Below are 19,361 nucleotides of genomic sequence, written 5' to 3' on the forward strand. Positions count from 1 at the left end.
AAGCGGAATGACGTATAGACACGTCACCCCGCTTTTTTTCATCGAATTATCTGCGCGCTTTTAGTGGACACACTAAAGCTGTAGCTTACAGAAAAAGGGATTTTTAATCCACCGCTAAAACGCCGTTCAGGCTCAAGAATGCGACAGGACATCGCGTAGCGGTTAAAAACTGCGGGCAGGATACAGGGAAAAGCCCTTCTCCGCCCGCATTCTTGCAGGAACTACCGTTCCATTTCAGCGCAGGTCCAACACATCCTGCATGTCATAAAGCCCCGCCGCCTTGCCATCAAGCCACAGCGCGGCACGCACTGCACCCTTGGCAAACGTCATGCGGCTCGACGCCTTGTGGGTGATTTCCAGGCGCTCGCCTTCGGCTGCGAACAGCACCGTGTGATCGCCCACCACATCACCACCGCGAACGGTCGCGAAGCCAATGGTCTCGCGCTCGCGCACGCCGGTGTTGCCTTCGCGCCCGTAGACCGCGACCTTGTTCAGGTCACGCCCCAGGGCCTTGGCGACCACCTCACCCATGCTCACGGCGGTACCCGAAGGGGCATCGACCTTGTTGCGGTGATGGGCTTCGATGATCTCGATGTCCGCATCTTCGCCCATCACCCGCGCCGCCAGATCCAGCAGCTTGAACGACAGGTTCACGCCGACGCTGAAGTTGGAGGCGAAGACGATCGGAATGTCCTTGCTCGCCTCTTCCAGCAGATGCTTCTGCTCGGGGTTCAGGCCCGTGGTGCCGATGACCATGGCCTTGCCTGCCTTGCGGCAAAACGCCAGGTTTTTCAGCATCACGTCCGGCAGGGTGAAGTCGATCAGCACGTCGAACTCGTCGATCACCTGTTCCAGGTTGCCGGTCAACTGCACACCGATACGCCCCAGGGAAGCCAGTTCGCCGGCATCGGCACCAATCATGGTGCTGCCGGGACGAACGATCGCCGCCGTCAGCCCCGTCAGTGGCGCACGTTCCTGAACGGCCTCCACCAGATTCTTGCCCATCCGCCCGGCGGCGCCCATCACAGCAATACGTCGCATGCCCTGCTCCTTAGAGGTCGCCGAAGAAACGCTTCACGCCTTCGAACCAGCCACTGGCCTTGGGCGAATGCGAGCTGTCACCTTCGAGGGACGAACGCAGCTCTTCGAGCAGTTCGCGCTGACGACGGCTCAGGTTGACCGGCGTTTCGACCGCCACACGGCACATCAGGTCGCCCGCACCGCCGCCACGCACAGGGGCAACGCCCTTGCCACGCAGACGGAACTGCTTGCCGGTCTGGGTACCCTCAGGGATCTTCAGCTTGACGCGGCCGTCCAGGGTCGGCACTTCCAGCTCGCCACCCAACGCTGCATCGGTGAAGCTGATCGGCACTTCGCAGTACAGGTGCTTGCCGTCGCGCTGGAAAATATCGTGCTCGCGCACATTGATCACGACGTACAGGTCGCCCGTCGGGCCACCCTGAACACCCGCCTCGCCTTCGCCCGACAAGCGAATGCGGTCGCCGGTATCGACACCCGGCGGCACCTTGACCGACAGCGTCTTGTACTCTTCGACACGGCCTTCGCCATGGCAGGAATCGCAAGGGTCGGAGATGATCTTGCCGTTGCCGTGGCAACGTGGGCAGGTCTGCTGGACAGAGAAGAAACCCTGCTGCATGCGCACCTGGCCAATACCGCCACAGGTCGGGCAGGTAACGGGCGAGGAGCCTTTCTTGGCGCCGCTGCCATCGCACGGTTTGCAGTTGACCAGCGTCGGCACGCGGATGCTGACGGTCGTGCCGCGCACGGCTTCTTCCAGGTTCAGCTCCAGGGTGTAACGCAGGTCGCTGCCGCGCTGGGCGCCGCCACGACCACCGCCGGCACGGCCGCCGCCGAAGAAATCACTGAAGACATCGCCGAAGATATCGGAGAAGTTGGCGCCGCCGCCGAAGCCTCCACCGCCGCCCATGCCCTGATCCATGGCGGCATGGCCATACTGATCGTAGGCCGCACGCTTGCTGGCGTCGGACAGCACTTCATAGGCTTCGTTGGCTTCCTTGAACGCATCTTCCGAGGCTTTGTCGCCCGGGTTGCGGTCAGGGTGGTATTTCATCGCGAGACGACGGTACGCCTTTTTCAGGTCCGCCTCGCTGGAGCCGCGTTCGACCCCCAACACTTCGTAATAGTCACGCTTTGACATAAGTTTTCTGCACTCTTGAGGACGTCCGACATAACCCTCCTGAGTTTGCCGAACTCGTTGAGCCCCTTTCAGGCCCGGACCCAACTCACGTCAATTCAACGATCCTGGTCTTGGTTCAACGGCCTTCAACGACCGAGAAAAGCGGCAGAACAAGCCGGGTTGCAGGAGCTTCCGGCTTTGCCACGGGCCTTGCGAACGGGTTCGCAAAACCTTGAAAAAATTCGCGTATTCCAGACACGCCAACGCGGGAGCAAGCTCCCGCGCGGCGACATCCTACCAGCGACCACCAAAAAGTGTTCAACCGGCGATCAAGTGAGCTCGCGCTTACTTGTGATCTTTCACTTCTTCGAACTCGGCATCGACGACGTCGTCAGCCTTGTGCTCTTCCTGGGCGGCCTGAGCACCGGCTTCAGGTTTTTCGGCCTGCTCGGCGTACATCTTCTGAGCAACCGGAGCGGAGACTTTCGACAGTTCTTCGACTTTCGCGTCGATGGCAGCCTTGTCGTCGCCTTTGACAGCGGCTTCCAGGGCAACCACGGCAGCTTCGATCGCGGTCTTCTCTTCGGCAGTGACCTTGTCACCTGCGTCAGCGACCATCTTGCGAGTCGAGTGAACCAGTGCGTCGCCCTGGTTACGGGCAGCGGCCAGTTCTTCGAACTTGCGGTCTTCGTCCGAGTTCGCTTCAGCGTCGCGAATCATCTGCTGGATTTCTTCATCCGACAGACCGGAGTTGGCCTTGATCACGATCGACTGAGTCTTGCCGGTGGCCTTGTCTTTCGCGCCGACGTGCAGGATGCCGTTGGCGTCGATGTCGAAGGTCACTTCGATCTGAGGCACGCCACGTGGTGCTGGTGGAATCTCGGCCAGGTCGAACTTGCCCAGGGACTTGTTCGAAGAAGCCTGCTTGCGCTCACCTTGCAGCACGTGAATGGTCACGGCGCTCTGGTTGTCGTCGGCAGTCGAGAACACTTGCGATTTCTTGGTAGGAATCGTGGTGTTCTTCTCGATCAGCGCGGTCATCACGCCACCCATGGTTTCGATACCCAGGGTCAGCGGGCTGACGTCCAGCAGCAGAACGTCCTTGACGTCACCGGCCAGTACAGCACCTTGAATCGCAGCACCCATGGCAACGGCTTCGTCAGGGTTGACGTCCTTGCGCGCTTCCTTACCGAAGAACTCGGTCACTTTCTGCTGAACCAGCGGCATACGGGTCTGACCGCCGACCAGGATCACGTCGTTGATCGAACCGACGTCGATGCCCGAGTCTTTCAGAGCGATGCGGCAAGGCTCGATGGTGCGCTGAACCAGGTCTTCTACCAGCGATTCCAGCTTGGCGCGGGAGATCTTCACGTTCAGGTGCTTCGGACCGGTGGCGTCTGCAGTGATGTACGGCAGGTTGACGTCGGTCTGCAGGCTGGAAGACAGCTCGATCTTGGCTTTCTCAGCGGCTTCTTTCAGGCGCTGCATGGCCAGCGGGTCACCTTTGAGGTTCATGCCGCTTTCTTTCTTGAATTCGTCAACGAGGTAGTCGATCAGACGAATGTCGAAGTCCTCGCCACCCAGGAAGGTGTCGCCGTTGGTGGCCAGTACTTCGAACTGGTGCTCACCGTCGACTTCAGCGATTTCGATGACCGAAACGTCGAAAGTACCGCCACCCAGGTCATAAACGATGACAGTGTGGTCGCCCTTCGCCTTGTCCATACCGTAGGCCAGAGCGGCTGCGGTTGGTTCGTTGATGATACGTTTCACGTCCAGGCCAGCGATACGGCCGGCGTCTTTGGTCGCCTGGCGCTGGCTGTCGTTGAAGTAGGCCGGAACGGTGATGACCGCTTCGGTAACGGACTCACCGAGGTAGTCTTCGGCGGTCTTCTTCATCTTCTTCAGGATTTCAGCGGAAATCTGAGGAGGCGACATCTTCTTGTCGTTGACCGAAACCCAGGCGTCGCCGTTGTCGGCCTTGGCGATGGTGTAAGGCACCATCTTGATGTCTTTCTGTACGACGTCTTCGTCGAACTTGCGACCGATCAGACGCTTTACCGCGTACAGGGTGTTGTGCGGGTTGGTGACCGCCTGGCGCTTGGCCGACTGGCCTACCAGGGTTTCGCCGTCGTTGGCGTAAGCGATGATCGAAGGCGTGGTACGTGCGCCTTCAGCGTTTTCGATGACCTTCGCAACACCGTTTTCCAGAACCGAGACGCAGGAGTTGGTGGTCCCCAGGTCGATACCGATAATCTTGCCCATGTTTGACTCTCCCGAAACTTTGAATTTGGTTGCCGCAACTGCGTTTACAAATTGCGGTAATTCTTTAAACCATGGCCCTTAGATGGGGCCCGTTCAGCTGATTTCAAGCCTGCTCGTCAATTGACGGTGCAACAGGCGACGGTGCCTTGCTGACCACGACCATGGCCGGGCGCAGCAGACGACCGTTGAGCTGATAACCCTTCTGGAACACCTTGAGCACACTGTTGGGCTCGACGTCGGCGCTTTCCTGCATGGCCATCGCCTGGTGGTGCTCGGCGTTGAACGGCTGGCCGTGCGGGTCGATGGCTTCCAGCTGGTAGCGCTTGAGGGTGTCGCCGAACATTTTCAGGGTCAGCTCGATGCCTTCACGCATCGGGCGGATGCTTTCGTCGTCCGGGTTGGACAGGTCCAGGCCACGCTCCAGGCTGTCGACGATCGGCAGCAGGTCGCTTGCGAACTTCTCCAGCGCGAATTTGTGGGCCTTCTCGACGTCCTGCTCGGCGCGGCGGCGGACGTTCTGCAGATCCGCAGCGACACGCAGGGACTGGTCCTTCGCTGCGGCCAGTTGCTCTTCGAGCACTTGTACGCGGGTTGCCAAATCTTCTCCGGACGCCGCGTCTGCAGCCTGATCCTGAGCCTGCGTATCCGGGTTCTGTTCGTCAGCCATTGTTCTCTCCTCCAAATTACGTCCGTGAGCTCAACTCACGCTTCTGCCCGGCTATATGGGGCCTTAATTTTCGGCTTCAAGGGCATTCGATGCAGGATCAGGCGAAAGACCCTACAAATTTTCCGACATGGCGTTTTTCCAGTCGTTGCCGGCGATTGATGATTGGTGGTGCTAAAAACATCCCTCCAACCTGCCAAATCGAGCTAAGCACGGGCATTGTCAGTCCGAAGCAAAACACTGTATAAATAACCAGACAATTTCTTGGGAGCCGCCCCTATGCTGGTGCACCTGTCCATCCACAACTACGCCATCGTTGAACACCTCGATCTGGAACTGGATCGCGGCATGAGCGTGATCACCGGGGAAACCGGGGCCGGCAAGTCGATCATGCTCGACGCGCTGGGCCTGACCCTGGGCGATCGCGCCGACAGCGGCGTGGTCAGGCCGGGCGCCGACAAGGCCGACATCCTCGCCACCTTCGACGTCTCCGACATTCCGGAAGCGCAGGCGTGGCTCTCCGAGCGCGATCTGGAAACCGACGGGCCGTGCATCCTGCGCCGGGTCATCACCGCCGAGGGCCGTTCCCGCGCCTATATAAATGGCACGCCATGCCCGCAAGGTGACCTGAAAGCGCTGGGCGAGCTGTTGATCGACATCCACAGCCAGCACGAGCACCAGTCGCTGCTCAAGACCGACACCCATCGCCGCCTGCTGGACGAATACGCCGGGGCCACCGACCTCGCTCGCCAGGTACACCTTGCGGCCCAGCGCTGGCGCCAGACCCGCCAGGAACTGGAACGCCTGGCCAACTCCGGTGACGAACAGCGCGCCAAGCATCAGTTGCTCAGCTACCAGCTCGAAGAACTGGAAGGCCTGAGCCTGGGCGAAAACGAGCTGGAGCATCTGGAGCAGGAACACACCACTCTCACCAACGCCGAAAGCCTGCTGGGCATTTGCCGACAGGTGGTCGAACTGTGCAGCGAAAGCGATTCAGGCAACGCACTGAACGCGCTGACCGCCAGCCTCAACCGCCTGACCAGCGTGAACAACTCGCCGGACGCCCTGAACGAGGCGACCAACCTGCTCTCCAGTGCGCAGATCCAGGTCGAGGAAGCGGTCGGTGAGATCAACCGGTTTCTTGATCGTTTCGAGGCCGACCCGGCGCGCCTGCAACAAATCGAAGAACGCCTGGACACCATCTACACCCTGGCGCGCAAACACCGGGTCCAGCCGACCGAAGTTCCGGCGCTGCATCAGAAGCTGCTGGATGAGATCGAAACCCTCAACGCCAACGACGAGGCCATCGAACGCCTGGAGCACGAACTGGGCTCCTACGCGCGTCATTACCAGGAAAAGGCCCGGGAACTGAGCGACCTGCGCCACCGCGCAGCGCCTGAACTGGCCCATGCAGTTGAAACCGAGATTCAGCGCCTGGGCATGCCCGGCGGGCGGTTCAACATCGAGCTGCGGCAGAACGCCGACAAGGAACTGTCACCCCACGGGCTTGAGCTGGTCGAGTTGCTGGTCAGCGCCAACCCGGGGCAGCCGATCAAGGCACTGGCGAAAGTCGCGTCGGGGGGTGAACTGTCACGGATCAGCCTGGCGATACAGGTCATCACCGCGCAAACCTCGCGCATTCCGACCCTGGTGTTCGACGAAGTGGACGTCGGCATCGGCGGCCCGACCGCAGAAATCGTCGGGCAACTGCTGCGCAGGCTGGGCGAACGCGGCCAGGTCATGACCGTGACCCACCTGCCCCAGGTCGCCGCCCAGGGGCATCAGCACCTGTTCGTGCACAAGGTCCGTGAAGCCGAGGCCACCCGCACTGCCGTATCCAAGCTGAGCAAGGCCGAGCGAGTCGAAGAAGTGGCGCGGATGCTCGGCGGCATCGACCTGACCAAGGAATCCCTGGCTCACGCGAAGAAGATGGTGGTGGCAGCAAAATCCTAAACGTAGCAGCACGGCTTGCCGGCGGGGCGGTGTGCCTGTGACGAAGAATTCGCCTGACCCACCGCTCCCGCCGGCAAGCCGTGCTGCTACAGGATCAGCGCAGATGCGACCAAAGGGGCAAACTCCCGAAAACGACAAAGGCGACCCTGAGGTCGCCTTTGTTTTGTTTCAAAAAAAGACTTACGCCTTTTTCTTGCGTACGTAGAGCACAAGATTGTGATCCACCAGCTCGAAGCCGTGTTCGGCGACGATCTGCTTCTGAAGCTCTTCGATGCCCTTGTGGAAGAACTCGATCACTTCACCGGAATCCACGTTGACCATATGGTCGTGGTGGCCTCCGTCGGCCAGTTCGAATACGGCGTGACCGCCGTCGAAGTTGTGGCGAACCACCAACCCGGCTGCTTCGAACTGAGTCAAAACACGGTAAACCGTCGCCAGACCGACGTCCTCGTTGGCCTCCATAAGCGCCTTGTAGACGTCTTCCGCGCTCATGTGGCGCTGCTCTGCAGAATCGAGCATTTGAAGGATCTTGACCCGTGGCAGGGTCACTTTAAGTCCAGCTTTGCGTAGTTCGCTATTTTCAACCATGGTCAGCTTTCTCGCAGACGCTGCTTCGCAGCTTCTCTTAATGCAGGTATGATCGGGGTTTACGTTGTCCCAGCCAAGATAGTGGAAGTCGCCCACCGATGCAAAACACCAAGCTCTTGCTAACCAGTTTCACCTTCGTGGGACTGCTCGCACTCGCCGGTTGTTCATTCCCCGGGGTTTATAAAATCGACATCCAACAGGGCAATGTCGTCACGCAGGACATGATAGACCAGTTAAGGCCCGGAATGACCCGTCGGCAAGTAAGGTTTATCATGGGTAACCCCCTGCTGACCGACACGTTCCACCCTGAGCGCTGGGACTACCTATACAGTCTTCAGCCAGGTGGCGGTGAACGCCAGCAGGAACGCATCAGCCTGACCTTCAACGGCAATGACCAGTTGGCCAGCCTTTCCGGTGACTTCAAGCCAGGCGTGAGCCGCGACGAAGCCATCCTCGGCAAAGGCAGCGATACCACTGTCACCCCCGAAAACACTGGGGAACAGCCGAAGAAAGAAGAGCCGCCAAAGCCAGGCTCGCTGCTCGAGCAGATCCAGAACGACGTCGACAAGGTCGAAACCGTTCCGGTCCCGAACCAGGAACCGCTGGACACCAATCCACGCTGATTCCGCGCTGTACCGCCCCTTCCCCCTCCGGGAAGGCGGCACAAAAAAACCCGGCCAGCCCGGGTTTTTTTATGTCCATCAATTGCAGCGATGAAAAACTTAAATCGATTTCTGCCCCTTTCGCGCCTTCGCAGCCTTCTCTGCGCGCAAACGCCGCACCTCCTTGGGGTCGGCCAGCAGAGGTCGGTAGATCTCGACGCGATCCCCCTCCTCCAACTGGCGCACCTTGGGATCGGCGATTACCTTGCCGAAAATGCCCAATGCACAGGCCGAGAGATCAAGATCCGGAAACAACGCGCTTATCCCCGAAGCCTGCACGGCACTGAGCACCGTGGCACCGGCCGGCACTTGCAGCTTGAGCAGTTCCTGGCGATCGACAGCGGCGTACACCACTTCGACGCTGATCAGCGCCTCAGCCATACAGTTCTTTGGCGCGCTGGCAGAATGCGTCCACCAGCGTATTGGCCGCCTGGTTGAACAGCGGCCCCAAGGTTGCACGCACGATGGCACCCGAATAGTCGAACGACAGGTCCAGGCTGATCTTGCAGGCTTTCTCGCCCAGTGCCTTGAAGGTCCAGATGCCGTGCAACTGGCTGAACGGGCCTTCTTCGAGGTTCATCTCGATGATCTGGCCCGGGGTCAGCGTATTGCGCGTGACGAAGTGCTGGCTCAGCCCACCCTTGGCGACATCGACCCGGGCCCGCATCGCGGTATCGCTCTGCTCGAGCACCGCGGTGCCAGAGCACCATGGCAAGAATTCCGCGTAACGGGATACGTCGTTGACCAGGTCATAAAGCGCCTGGGCGGGATAAGGCAACAGGGCAGAGCGTTGAATATGGGTAGTCATTTCAGCGTCATTTCCAAAGCTGAGCGGCAAACACAATCAGAATGCCGATCGGCGCCACATAGCGCATCAAAAAGAACGTCAGAGCGAACAAGACCGGACTGCGCACTGACAACTCGTCGCGCACCGCCTCACGGCCCATCACCCAACCAGCGAAGATCACGAAACACAATCCACCCAGAGGCAGCATGATCCGCGACGTGAAGAAGTCAATCACGCCAAAGAAATCCAGGCCCGCAGTCGCGCCCCATTGGTAGAGGTGAAACGCGCCGCCTTCGTTCACGAAGAACTTGGCTTCTTTCCAGATATTGAACGAGAACACCGTGCCCAGGCCAACGAACCAGCAGATGAACGACAGCCAGAACGTGACCCAGCCGCGACGGACCTTAGTGCGCTCCACTAGATAGGCGACCATAGGCTCCAGCAGCGAAATCGCCGAACTCCACGCGGCCACGGCCACCAGGATGAAGAACACCACGCCCATCACCGTGCCGAAGGCCACGTTACCGAAAGCGTAAGGGAGTGTGACAAACATCAACCCCGGGCCTTCGCTGGGGTTCAGCCCCGCGGCGAAGACAATCGGGAACAGCGCAAGGCCTGCCAGCAGCGACACGAAGGTGTCCAGCAGCGCTACGCCCACGACGGTGGCGCTGATGGAGGCTTCCTTGGTCATGTAGGCGCCGTAGATCATGATCGAGCCGACACCCACGCTGAGCGAGAAAAACGCATGCCCCATCGCCGGGAGCAGGCCGTCGAGCAGCTTTTCAGGGGTGAAGTCGAACATGAAATGCACGCCTTCCATGAAATGCCCGGTGGTCAGGCTGTAGCCCAGCAGGATCACCATCAGCACGAACAGCAGCGGCATCAGGATGCGCAGGCTGCGCTCCAGACCCGCGTTGACACCTTTGGCAATAGTAATGGCCGACAGCAGCATGAAGAACGTATGCCAGGCCACCAGACGCCACGGATCGGCGATCATCTCACCGAAAAATGCGCCCACGCCATCAGGGGTCACCGACTGGAAGTCGCCCTTGCCCACATCGATGATGTATTCCAGGGACCAGCCACCGACCACGCTATAGAAAGACAGAATCAGCAGCGCGGTAATCATCCCGGCGAACGCACCCCAGGACCACTTGCCCGAATGCCCCGCCTCGCGGGCCAGCACTTTCAGGGCATTGGCCGGGCTTTGCCGGGCGCGGCGGCCGATCAGGGTCTCGGCGATCATCACCGGAATGCCGATCAGTGCGATGCACGCCAGGAACACCAGCACGAATGCACCGCCGCCATAGACGCCGACCATGTACGGGAATTTCCAGATGCTGCCCAACCCCACGGCCGAACCAGTGGCGGCCAGGATGAACACCCAGCGGCTTGCCCAGCTTCCGTGAACTGAAACCTTGTCCGTCGACATCGTGACACGTCCAACACGCAAAAAAAGATCGCGCATTGTCCGGGATTCACTCAGTGCGCTCAAGCACGCAGGTCACTGTTGCGAGCCCATAGCCGAGAGCACCGTTGATCCCTATAATGCGTCGCCTATGGCCAAGCTCAAGAAACATCCCACAGGGACCATCGCGCAAAATAAAAAGGCGCGTCACGATTACTTCATCGAACACAAGTTCGAGGCCGGTCTGGTCCTGTCCGGTTGGGAAGTAAAAAGCCTGCGTGCCAACAAGGTGCAGCTGGTGGACAGTTACGTGCTGCTCAAGGACGGTGAGGCATGGCTGATGGGCAGTCATATCACGCCGCTGACGACAGCCAGTACCCACGTCATCGCTGACCCGACACGCACCCGTAAACTGCTGCTCAACAAGCGCGAGCTCGAAAGGCTCAACGCTGCCGTGGCACAAAAAGGGTACACGGCCGTCGCTCTCGCCCTGTATTGGAAGGCGCACCTGATCAAGTGTGAAATTGCACTCGGCAAGGGTAAGAAAGAGTACGACAAGCGCGACACCGAACGCGCCCGCGACTCCGACCGCGAACTGCAACGCGCAGTGCGCAACAAGGGCAAGGAAGACTGAGCCCGAGATAAGCCGCGCTACTCCTTACTGTAGGAGCGCGCTTGCCCGCGACTGCGGTGTGTCAGCCCGATGGTTTTCATCTGGCACGACGCCGTCGCGGGCAAGCGCGCTCCTACAAGTGTGCGGTCGCTGCTTCTTTAAATCCCGTTACGCCGCTCGGCACGGGCCGTTCGCTGCACCTGCTGGCGCACTTCTTCCAGCACTTCCTGCACATACAGCAAATGACGGCTGGACACCTCACGGGCGTCGTCGGCCCGGCCTTCGATGATCGCCAGGTACAACTCGCGATGCTGGCTGATCAGCATGTCGCGCGTTTCCGAGCGCTGCTGATACATGCCCCCGATGTTGGTCACCACATTGCGCCGCAACAGGTCGAACAACCCACGAATGGTATGCAACAACACCGCGTTGTGGCTCGCTTCGGCAATCGCCAGATGAAAGTTCGCATCCGCCGCACCCTCTTCGGCACGGCTCACCTCATCGACCCGGGTGTAGCAGTCCTGCAGGGCATCGAACGCCTCACGCAGCCGAATGCGGTCCACGTCGGTGGCGCGGATCGCTGCGTAATACGCGCAAGAAGCTTCCAGCGTGTGGCGAAATTCCAGCAGGTCGCGCTGCGCCTCGGAACTGCTTTCCAGCAGATGCAGCAAAGGATCGCTGAAAGTCGAACCCAGGTTCTCCACCACATAATTGCCCCCGCCCTGGCGACTGACCAGCAGCCCCTTGGCGGTGAGTTTCTGGATGGCCTCGCGCAGGGACGGGCGCGACACGCCGAACTGTTCGGCAAGCGCCCGTTCGGCAGGCAAACGCCCACCGGCCCTGAGCGTGCCCTCGAGAATCATTCGTTCGAGCTGTTCGACAATATCGTCTGACAACCGGCGCTGACGCACCTGATCAAAGCCCATACCCCATCACTCCACATCACCTGCCGCCCCGCCTGACATAAAAACGGGGGCGCATATTCTCACTGATTGTGGCCAGACATTCACCCGGCAGATGCAATCCGAATCACCATTTCAGGCAAATGCCGGACGAACTGCTACAAAAGTTCTAGAGCCTGAAATTGACACATCAACACCAAGGCTTTTAACCTAGCGACAAGACATTGTAAATTGGTCTTACCAATTTATGAATGCCGGCGACGAGTGGCCATCCCCACGACACGCCGCAAGCGATTCGCGACGGCGCAACGCTTGAGCTGGTGAGCTGTGCGATTCGTTCGTCAGCACCGGCAGGACAGAGGCCAACAGGCCGTCGTCCGCTGGAGCCGCGCACGCAGGACACGGACATCGGGCCTAACCAAAAACAACTAGGGGCCTCCTACATGCAAACCTGGCAACAGTTCTACACACCCTTGGGCAGCCTGGGCCTTTCGGCGCTCGCTGCAGTCATCCCGATCGTGTTCTTCTTTCTTGCGCTGGCGGTCTTTCGGCTCAAAGGACACATTGCGGGCACCATCACCCTGTTGCTTGCCGTGCTGATCGCGATCTTCGCGTTCAAAATGCCAGCCGACATGGCCATCGCCTCGGCGATCTACGGCTTTTTGTACGGCCTGTGGCCCATCGCCTGGATCATCATCGCGGCGGTGTTCCTCTACAAACTCACCGTCAAGAGCGGCCAGTTCGAGATCATTCGAAGCTCCGTCATGTCCATCACCGATGACCAGCGCTTGCAGGTCCTGCTGATCGGCTTCTGCTTCGGTGCCTTCCTGGAAGGTGCGGCAGGTTTCGGTGCGCCGGTGGCGATCACCGCGGCGCTGCTTGTAGGCCTGGGGCTGAACCCGCTGTACGCAGCCGGCCTGTGCCTGATCGCCAACACCGCGCCGGTGGCGTTCGGCGCCCTGGGCATTCCGATCATCGTTGCCGGCCAGGTGTCGGGCATCGACGCCTTCAAGATCGGCGCCATGGCCGGTCGGCAACTGCCGCTGCTGTCGGTGTTCGTGCCGTTCTGGCTGATGTTCATGATGGACGGCGTCAAGGGCGTGAAAGAGACCTGGCCCGCAGCGCTGGTCGCAGGCGGCAGCTTCGCCATCGTGCAATTCCTGACCTCCAACTACATTGGCCCGGAACTGCCTGACATTACCTCGGCACTTGTGAGCCTGGTGTCCCTGACCTTCTTCCTGAAAGTCTGGCAACCGGCCCGCGCCACCGACATGCAAGTCGCCAGCGCAGGCGGCGGTGCCGTGGTGATGGGCGGCCCTGGCGGTTTCGGCCAGCCGCGCACCACCAAGAAATCCCCGTACTCCGCCGGCACCATCATCAAGGCCTGGTCGCCGTTCCTGATCCTGACCGTAATCGTCACGATCTGGACCCTCAAGCCGTTCAAGGCATTGTTCGCCGCTGGCGGCCCGCTGCAAGCCCTGACCATGAACTTCCCGGTTCCGCACCTGGATCAACTGGTCATGAAGGCCGCCCCCATCGTGGCCAACCCGACCGCCATGCCAGCCGTGTACAAGTTCGACCTGCTGGCCGCATCGGGCAGCGCGATTCTGGTCTCGGCGATTCTGGCGATGATCGTGCTGCGCATCGGCGCAAAAACTGGTCTGACCACTTTCAAGGAAACCCTGATCGAGCTGCGCTGGGCCATCGTGTCCATCGGCATGGTGCTGGCCTTCGCCTTCGTCATGAACTACTCGGGCATGTCCACCACACTGGCCCTGGTGCTGGCAGGTACGGGCGCTGCGTTCCCGTTCTTCTCGCCCTTCCTGGGCTGGCTGGGTGTGTTCCTGACCGGTTCCGACACATCGAGCAACGCCCTGTTCGGCTCGCTGCAAGCGACCACCGCGCACCAGGTGGGCGTCAGCGACGTGCTGATGGTGGCCGCCAACTCCAGCGGCGGCGTGACCGGCAAGATGATTTCCCCGCAATCGATCGCGGTCGCCTGTGCGGCCACAGGTCTTGTGGGTAAAGAGTCCGATCTGTTCCGCTTCACCCTCAAGCACAGCATCTTCTTCGCCGCCATCGTCGGTTGCATCACTTACGCCCAGGCGTACTGGTTCACCGGCATGCTGGTTCACTAACGAGACGAGCACCGGGCGCCACTGCGTGCGCCCGGCTGCTGCCCTGCTCATTCAACGCTGCGAGACCCCATGATCATTTCCGCCGCAACCGACTACCGCGCCGCTGCACAGCGCAAGCTGCCGCCTTTCCTGTTTCACTACGCCGACGGTGGCGCCTACGCCGAACACACCCTGCGCCACAACGTTTCCGATCTCGCTGGCATCGCTTTGCGTCAGCGCGTTCTGAAAAACATGTCGGAACTGAGCCTGCAAACCACGCTGTTCAATGAAACCCTGAGCATGCCTGTCGCCCTGGCTCCTGTAGGACTTTGCGGCATGTATGCCCGTCGTGGCGAAGTGCAGGCCGCCCGCGCCGCTGCCAGCAAAGGCATTCCTTTTACCTTGTCGACGGTGTCGGTGTGCCCGATTGAAGAAGTCGCGCCCGCCATCGACCGCCCCATGTGGTTCCAGTTGTACGTGCTCAAGGACCGCGGCTTCATGCGCAACGCGCTGGAACGCGCCAAGGCCGCCGGGGTGAAGACCTTGGTGTTCACCGTCGACATGCCAGTGCCCGGCGCCCGCTACCGCGACCTGCATTCGGGCATGAGCGGCAGCAACGGCCCGATCCGTCGCGTGCTGCAGTCCATGGTTCATCCGCAATGGGCCTGGGACGTCGGCGTCAACGGCCGCCCCCATGACCTGGGCAACGTCTCCGCCTACCGTGGCAGCCCGACAGGTTTGACCGATTACATCGCCTGGCTGGGCAACAATTTCGATCCGTCGATTTCCTGGAAGGATCTGGAATGGATTCGTGACTACTGGGACGGCCCGATGCTCATCAAAGGCATCCTCGACCCTGACGACGCCCGCGACGCGGTGAAATTCGGCGCCGACGGCATCGTTGTCTCTAACCACGGCGGCCGCCAGCTCGACGGCGTGCTGTCCAGCGCCCGCGCCCTGCCCGCCATCGCCGACGCGGTGAAGGGCGATATCAAAATCCTCGCCGACTCCGGCATTCGCAGCGGCCTGGACGTGGTGCGCATGATCGCCCTGGGCGCCGACACCGTGATGATCGGCCGCGCCTTCATCTACGCCCTGGCCACCCACGGCGAAGCCGGCGTGAAACATCTGCTCGATCTTTTCGAGAAAGAAATGCGCGTGGCCATGGTGCTGACAGGCGCCAAATCCATCAGCGAAATCACCCGCGACTCCCTCGTCCGAGAGCTGCGTGAACTGGGCGCCTGAGCGCCCACCCTTTCAGATAACGCACCACGCACGCGGCACGCCAGATGCCGCGGCTGCAGAGGAAGACCGCATGAGCCTGCCCGCCTCCTTCCTGGCCGATGTGAAACGCCTGATCCCCGCCGAACGCCGCTTCGACGACCCGCTCTCGACCCTGGCCTTCGGCACTGACGCGAGCTTCTACCGGCTGATTCCCAAGCTGGTGATTCGTGTCGAATCCGAAGACGAAGTGGTTGCGCTGCTGCAGCACGCCCGCGTCGATCGCGTCCCGGTGACCTTTCGCGCCGCCGGCACCAGTTTGTCCGGCCAGGCCATCAGCGACTCGGTGCTGATCGTGCTGGGCGACAACTGGAACGGCCGTGAAATTCGTGGGCAAGGCGCGCAAATCCGCCTGCAACCCGGCGTCATCGGCGCCCAGGCCAACGCCTGGCTCGCGCCGTTCGGACGCAAGATCGGCCCTGACCCGGCCTCGATCAACGCCGCCAAGATCGGCGGCATCGTCGCCAACAACTCCAGCGGCATGTGCTGCGGCACTGCCCAGAACACCTACCACACCCTGGCGGGCATCCGCATGGTGCTGGCCGACAGCACGCGCATCGACACCGAAGACGCCGCCAGCGTCGCCGCCTTTCGCGCAAGCCACGGCGCGCTGCTGGAGAGCCTTGCGCAACTGGGCCGCAAGACCCGGGCAAACGCCGAACTGGCTGCAAAGATTCGCCACAAATACCGTCTGAAAAATACCACCGGGCTGTCACTCAACGCCCTGGTCGATTTCGACGAGCCGCTGGATATCCTGAGCCACCTGCTGGTCGGCTCCGAAGGCACGCTGGGCTTCATCAGCGCCGTGACCTACGACACCGTGCCCGACCACCCGAACAAGGCCTCGGCGCTGATCGTCTTCCCCGACGTGGAAACCTGCTGCAACGCGGTAACCGTGCTGAAGACACAGCCTGTCTCAGCCGTCGAATTGCTCGACCGGCGCAGCATGCGTTCCGTGCAGAACAAACCCGGCATGCCCGCTTTCGTACGAGAGCTGTCGGAAAGCGCCTGCGCCCTGCTGATCGAAGCCCGTGCCGCCACCCAGCCGTTGCTGCACGAGCAACTGGCACAAATCATGGCCTCTATCGCGCATTTTCCGGTGGAGAAACAGGTCGATTTCACCGAAGACCCCGGCGAAAACGCCCGCCTCTGGGCCATCCGCAAGGACACCTTCCCCGCCGTCGGTGCGGTACGTGAAACCGGCACCACGGTCATCATCGAAGACGTCACCTTTCCGGTCGAGCAACTGGCCATCGGCGTGCGACGCCTGATCGAGCTGTTCGACAAACACCACTACGACGAAGCGATCCTGTTCGGCCACGCGCTGGAGGGCAACCTGCACTTCGTGTTCACCCAGGGCTTCAACGACCCTGAAGAAATCGCCCGCTACTCGGCCTTCATGGACGACGTCACGCAACTGGTCGCGGTGGAATTCAACGGCTCGCTCAAGGCCGAGCACGGCACCGGCCGCAACATGGCGCCCTTCGTCGAACTCGAATGGGGCAGCGAAGCCTACCAATTGATGTGGCAACTCAAACGCCTGCTCGACCCCACCGGCATCCTCAACCCGGACGTCGTGCTCAGCGAAGACCCGCAGATCCACCTCAAACACCTCAAGCCCATGCCCGCCGCCGACACCATCGTCGACAAATGCATCGAATGCGGATTTTGTGAGCCGGTGTGTCCGTCCAAAGGACTGACCCTCAGCCCGCGCCAGCGCATCGTCATGTGGCGCGACATCCAGGCCAAAAAACGCAGCGGCATCGATACCACCGAACTGGAGCGCGACTACCACTACCAGGGCATCGACACCTGCGCCGCCACCGGCCTGTGCGCGCAACGCTGCCCGGTCGGCATCAACACCGGCGAGCTGGTGAAAAAACTGCGCGCCCAGCAAGCCACCCACGGCAAGACCGCGGACTGGCTGGCCGACCACTTCACCACCGCCCTCAAAGGCGCACGCTTCACCCTGCACGCCGCCAACGGCGCACGCATGCTGCTGGGCGCCCCTCGCCTGGCGAAGATTTCCGCCGCCCTGACCAAGGCATCCTCAGGCCGCATGCCCCTGTGGACCCCGGCCATGCCGCAAGCGGAAAACGCCATCCGCTTCACCCCGCCGGTTGAGGATCAACGCCCACGCGTCGTCTACCTGGCAGCCTGCGTATCGCGCGTCATGGGCCCGGCAGCCGCCGACCAGGAACAGACCTCGCTGATGGACAAAACCCGCAGCCTGCTGGAAAAAGCCGGTTACCAGGTCGTCTTCCCCGAAGACCAGGACGCCCTCTGCTGCGGCCAACCCTTCGCCTCAAAAGGCTACGCCGAACAGGCCGAAGAAAAACGCCAGCAACTGCTCGCAGCGCTGACCAAAGCCAGCCGCGGCGGCCTCGACCCGATCTACTGCGACACCAGCCCCTGCACCCTGCGCCTGGTGCAGGACCTCAAGGACACCCGCCTGGACCTCTACGACCCGGTCCGCTTCATCCGCACCCACCTGCTCGACAAACTGGTGTTCACCCCGCAACAGGAAGCCATTGCCGTCCACGTCACCTGCAGCACCCAGCATCTGGGCGAAAGCCAGGCGCTGATCGAACTGGCGCGCATGTGCAGCCTCAACGTGGTAATCCCGGAAGGCATTCACTGCTGCGGCTTCGCCGGCGACAAAGGCTTCACCACACCCGAGCTCAACGCCCACTCCCTGCGCACTTTAAAAGACGCCGTGCAGTACTGCAGCGAAGGCATCTCCACCAGCCGCACCTGCGAAATCGGCCTCACCCAACACGGCGGCATCGACTACCACGGGCTGGTTTATCTCGTGGACAGAGTCACCCGACCAAGAACCGCTTGATGCACCCAAATGGGGCGACAATCGCCCCATTTCCCCGACACATCTCGCAACATGGCTTTTTCACACCACCTGCGAAAAAAATAGAACCCCTGCGACGGCGGACAGTCCATCTCTTTAAGCGCCACACATGGCTGCTTGTCATTCCCTATCCGGGCATCGGCCCCATTGAATGCCCAGTCCACAGGCTTAAGGAGATACACATGAAACGTACAGCACTGACTGGCTTGTTTCTGACCGCTGCACTGTTGGGTTCCCCGGTATTCGCTGCCGATGACCTGTGCGGCACCAACCTGCAAACCCTCAAGGACGCCCACACTTCATCGGCCACCAACCTCAGCCCGGACAAAAAGGAAGAGGTCGAACGCGCCATGATGGCCGGCGAAGCCGCGCAAAAAGCCGGCGACGACAAGAAATGCATCGCCGAAACCAGCAAGACCATTCAAGAGCTGAAAACCATGGGCTCGGGCAGCGAAGGCGCGAAGTAACCTTCGCCTCGGCAAACGGGGTTCGACCTGTCCAGCGCAGGTCGCATCCCGCACAAGGTGACGTATCCCATTGATTCGGGTAGACTCCGTCCCCTGACTGCCTGGAGCAGCAGAATTGGGGCCGATTAGGATTCGACGCCGGTGATGAAACTCTAGGGGCATGCCGACTTGGTAACAGAAGTCGTAAATCCACTGTTGCAACTTTCTATAGTTGCCAATGACGAAACCTACGGGGAACAAGCTCTCGCTGCGTAAGCGGCGCTAGCCTTCCTTCTGGTAGCTTCGGCTCCAGCAATCATCAGGGGATGCCTGTAAACCCGAAATGATTGTCATACAGAACAGGATCGCCGTGCAGTACGCTGTGGACGAATCGGCTAAAACTTACACAGCTCGCCCAAAGCACCCTGCCCGTCGGGTCGCTGAGGGTTAACTTAATAGACACGGCTAAGCATGTAGGCCCGAAAGCGGAGTACTGGCGGACGGGGGTTCAAATCCCCCCGGCTCCACCACACAAGCAAATCAAGCACTTAGCGTATCTCGCAAGTGCTTTTTTTGTGCCTGCGCGGGGCTGTTTTGGCTTGGGAATGTGAGTAGCGTCTTTGCCGCGAACCGGATCTAGCGATACCTCATGCACCC

Annotated in this window: 16 protein-coding genes and 1 other RNA gene; 8 read left to right on the forward strand and 9 right to left on the reverse strand. The window is 60.8% G+C overall.

Annotated elements, in window-relative coordinates:
- Positions 1 to 234: 234 nt before the first annotated feature.
- From dapB to grpE, 4 genes are all read right to left on the reverse strand, one after another.
- Positions 235 to 1,041: a 4-hydroxy-tetrahydrodipicolinate reductase gene (dapB, locus tag ACIPOO_RS06340; RefSeq protein ID WP_400605237.1), complete on the reverse strand. Its 807-nt coding sequence runs from the start codon at positions 1,039 to 1,041 to the stop codon at positions 235 to 237.
- Between the two features lie 10 nt (positions 1,042 to 1,051).
- Complete coding sequence (gene dnaJ / locus ACIPOO_RS06345; protein WP_274135930.1) at positions 1,052 to 2,179, reverse strand: molecular chaperone DnaJ; 1,128 nt, start codon at positions 2,177 to 2,179, stop codon at positions 1,052 to 1,054.
- Between the two features lie 324 nt (positions 2,180 to 2,503).
- A complete protein-coding gene (dnaK, locus tag ACIPOO_RS06350; protein WP_400605240.1) occupies positions 2,504 to 4,420 on the reverse strand; it encodes a molecular chaperone DnaK in 1,917 nt (638 codons plus the stop codon).
- Between the two features lie 103 nt (positions 4,421 to 4,523).
- Positions 4,524 to 5,087: a nucleotide exchange factor GrpE gene (gene grpE / locus ACIPOO_RS06355; protein ID WP_400605242.1), complete on the reverse strand. Its 564-nt coding sequence runs from the start codon at positions 5,085 to 5,087 to the stop codon at positions 4,524 to 4,526.
- A gap of 276 nt (positions 5,088 to 5,363) precedes the next feature.
- Here grpE and recN point away from each other — a divergent pair, with 276 nt between their 5' ends.
- Complete coding sequence (recN, locus tag ACIPOO_RS06360; protein WP_274135933.1) at positions 5,364 to 7,037, forward strand: DNA repair protein RecN; 1,674 nt, start codon at positions 5,364 to 5,366, stop codon at positions 7,035 to 7,037.
- 180 nt (positions 7,038 to 7,217) lie between these two features.
- Here recN and fur read toward each other — a convergent pair whose 3' ends face one another.
- Positions 7,218 to 7,625 (reverse strand): ferric iron uptake transcriptional regulator, encoded by a 408-nt coding sequence (fur, locus tag ACIPOO_RS06365; RefSeq protein WP_108237931.1) that lies wholly within the window; start codon positions 7,623 to 7,625, stop codon positions 7,218 to 7,220.
- Positions 7,626 to 7,723: 98 nt separating this feature from the next.
- On the opposite strand from fur, the gene ACIPOO_RS06370 reads away from it, so the two are divergent.
- Positions 7,724 to 8,248 carry an outer membrane protein assembly factor BamE gene (locus ACIPOO_RS06370; protein ID WP_274135934.1) on the forward strand — a complete coding sequence of 175 codons (525 nt, stop codon included), beginning with the start codon at positions 7,724 to 7,726 and terminating at the stop codon, positions 8,246 to 8,248.
- A 99-nt stretch (positions 8,249 to 8,347) separates the two neighbouring features.
- Here the strand turns inward: ACIPOO_RS06370 and ACIPOO_RS06375 are convergent, their stop codons facing one another.
- From ACIPOO_RS06375 to ACIPOO_RS06385, 3 genes are read right to left on the reverse strand one after another with little or no spacing between them, the layout of a single operon-like run.
- Positions 8,348 to 8,668: an RnfH family protein gene (locus ACIPOO_RS06375; protein WP_400605245.1), complete on the reverse strand. Its 321-nt coding sequence runs from the start codon at positions 8,666 to 8,668 to the stop codon at positions 8,348 to 8,350.
- Positions 8,661 to 9,095, reverse strand: coding sequence for a type II toxin-antitoxin system RatA family toxin (locus ACIPOO_RS06380; RefSeq protein ID WP_274135937.1), 435 nt, complete (start codon positions 9,093 to 9,095; stop codon positions 8,661 to 8,663). The genes ACIPOO_RS06375 and ACIPOO_RS06380 overlap by 8 nt, the downstream gene beginning before the upstream one ends.
- A gap of 7 nt (positions 9,096 to 9,102) precedes the next feature.
- Entirely contained in the window at positions 9,103 to 10,506 is a 1,404-nt protein-coding gene (locus ACIPOO_RS06385) for a sodium-dependent transporter (RefSeq protein ID WP_400605248.1), read from the reverse strand.
- Positions 10,507 to 10,633: 127 nt separating this feature from the next.
- On the opposite strand from ACIPOO_RS06385, the gene smpB reads away from it, so the two are divergent.
- On the forward strand, positions 10,634 to 11,116 hold the full coding sequence (gene smpB / locus ACIPOO_RS06390) for an SsrA-binding protein SmpB (protein ID WP_274135939.1): 483 nt from the start codon (positions 10,634 to 10,636) through the stop codon (positions 11,114 to 11,116).
- Positions 11,117 to 11,253: 137 nt separating this feature from the next.
- Here the strand turns inward: smpB and ACIPOO_RS06395 are convergent, their stop codons facing one another.
- Entirely contained in the window at positions 11,254 to 12,021 is a 768-nt protein-coding gene (locus ACIPOO_RS06395; protein WP_274133592.1) for a GntR family transcriptional regulator, read from the reverse strand.
- Between the two features lie 419 nt (positions 12,022 to 12,440).
- Between ACIPOO_RS06395 and ACIPOO_RS06400 the strand changes: the two genes are divergently transcribed.
- The 5 genes from ACIPOO_RS06400 (at position 12,441) to ssrA (ending at position 19,234) form a co-directional block, all read left to right on the forward strand.
- Complete coding sequence (locus ACIPOO_RS06400) at positions 12,441 to 14,135, forward strand: lactate permease LctP family transporter (protein WP_400605251.1); 1,695 nt, start codon at positions 12,441 to 12,443, stop codon at positions 14,133 to 14,135.
- Between the two features lie 69 nt (positions 14,136 to 14,204).
- Positions 14,205 to 15,359 carry an FMN-dependent L-lactate dehydrogenase LldD gene (lldD, locus tag ACIPOO_RS06405; protein ID WP_400605253.1) on the forward strand — a complete coding sequence of 385 codons (1,155 nt, stop codon included), beginning with the start codon at positions 14,205 to 14,207 and terminating at the stop codon, positions 15,357 to 15,359.
- A gap of 70 nt (positions 15,360 to 15,429) precedes the next feature.
- Positions 15,430 to 18,240, forward strand: a complete 2,811-nt coding sequence (locus ACIPOO_RS06410; RefSeq protein ID WP_400605255.1) for an FAD-binding and (Fe-S)-binding domain-containing protein — start codon at positions 15,430 to 15,432, stop codon at positions 18,238 to 18,240.
- A gap of 200 nt (positions 18,241 to 18,440) precedes the next feature.
- Positions 18,441 to 18,725: a hypothetical protein gene (locus ACIPOO_RS06415; protein WP_274133596.1), complete on the forward strand. Its 285-nt coding sequence runs from the start codon at positions 18,441 to 18,443 to the stop codon at positions 18,723 to 18,725.
- A gap of 117 nt (positions 18,726 to 18,842) precedes the next feature.
- Positions 18,843 to 19,234: a transfer-messenger RNA gene (ssrA, locus tag ACIPOO_RS06420) on the forward strand.
- Positions 19,235 to 19,361: the final 127 nt, after the last annotated feature.

Source organism: Pseudomonas sp. NPDC090201, assembly GCF_044746825.1.
Lineage (GTDB): Bacteria > Pseudomonadota > Gammaproteobacteria > Pseudomonadales > Pseudomonadaceae > Aquipseudomonas > Aquipseudomonas putida_AD.

What these genes read in the sequence shown, in the direction of transcription:
- dapB (WP_400605237.1), bottom strand. Translation starts at nt 1,041, where the DNA reads ATGCGACGTATTGCTGTGATGGGCGCCGCCGGGCGGATGGGCAAGAAT.
- dnaJ (WP_274135930.1), bottom strand. Translation starts at nt 2,179, where the DNA reads ATGTCAAAGCGTGACTATTACGAAGTGTTGGGGGTCGAACGCGGCTCC.
- dnaK (WP_400605240.1), bottom strand. Translation starts at nt 4,420, where the DNA reads ATGGGCAAGATTATCGGTATCGACCTGGGGACCACCAACTCCTGCGTC.
- grpE (WP_400605242.1), bottom strand. Translation starts at nt 5,087, where the DNA reads ATGGCTGACGAACAGAACCCGGATACGCAGGCTCAGGATCAGGCTGCA.
- recN (WP_274135933.1), top strand. Translation starts at nt 5,364, where the DNA reads ATGCTGGTGCACCTGTCCATCCACAACTACGCCATCGTTGAACACCTC.
- fur (WP_108237931.1), bottom strand. Translation starts at nt 7,625, where the DNA reads ATGGTTGAAAATAGCGAACTACGCAAAGCTGGACTTAAAGTGACCCTG.
- ACIPOO_RS06370 (WP_274135934.1), top strand. Translation starts at nt 7,724, where the DNA reads ATGCAAAACACCAAGCTCTTGCTAACCAGTTTCACCTTCGTGGGACTG.
- ACIPOO_RS06375 (WP_400605245.1), bottom strand. Translation starts at nt 8,668, where the DNA reads ATGGCTGAGGCGCTGATCAGCGTCGAAGTGGTGTACGCCGCTGTCGAT.
- ACIPOO_RS06380 (WP_274135937.1), bottom strand. Translation starts at nt 9,095, where the DNA reads ATGACTACCCATATTCAACGCTCTGCCCTGTTGCCTTATCCCGCCCAG.
- ACIPOO_RS06385 (WP_400605248.1), bottom strand. Translation starts at nt 10,506, where the DNA reads ATGTCGACGGACAAGGTTTCAGTTCACGGAAGCTGGGCAAGCCGCTGG.
- smpB (WP_274135939.1), top strand. Translation starts at nt 10,634, where the DNA reads ATGGCCAAGCTCAAGAAACATCCCACAGGGACCATCGCGCAAAATAAA.
- ACIPOO_RS06395 (WP_274133592.1), bottom strand. Translation starts at nt 12,021, where the DNA reads ATGGGCTTTGATCAGGTGCGTCAGCGCCGGTTGTCAGACGATATTGTC.
- ACIPOO_RS06400 (WP_400605251.1), top strand. Translation starts at nt 12,441, where the DNA reads ATGCAAACCTGGCAACAGTTCTACACACCCTTGGGCAGCCTGGGCCTT.
- lldD (WP_400605253.1), top strand. Translation starts at nt 14,205, where the DNA reads ATGATCATTTCCGCCGCAACCGACTACCGCGCCGCTGCACAGCGCAAG.
- ACIPOO_RS06410 (WP_400605255.1), top strand. Translation starts at nt 15,430, where the DNA reads ATGAGCCTGCCCGCCTCCTTCCTGGCCGATGTGAAACGCCTGATCCCC.
- ACIPOO_RS06415 (WP_274133596.1), top strand. Translation starts at nt 18,441, where the DNA reads ATGAAACGTACAGCACTGACTGGCTTGTTTCTGACCGCTGCACTGTTG.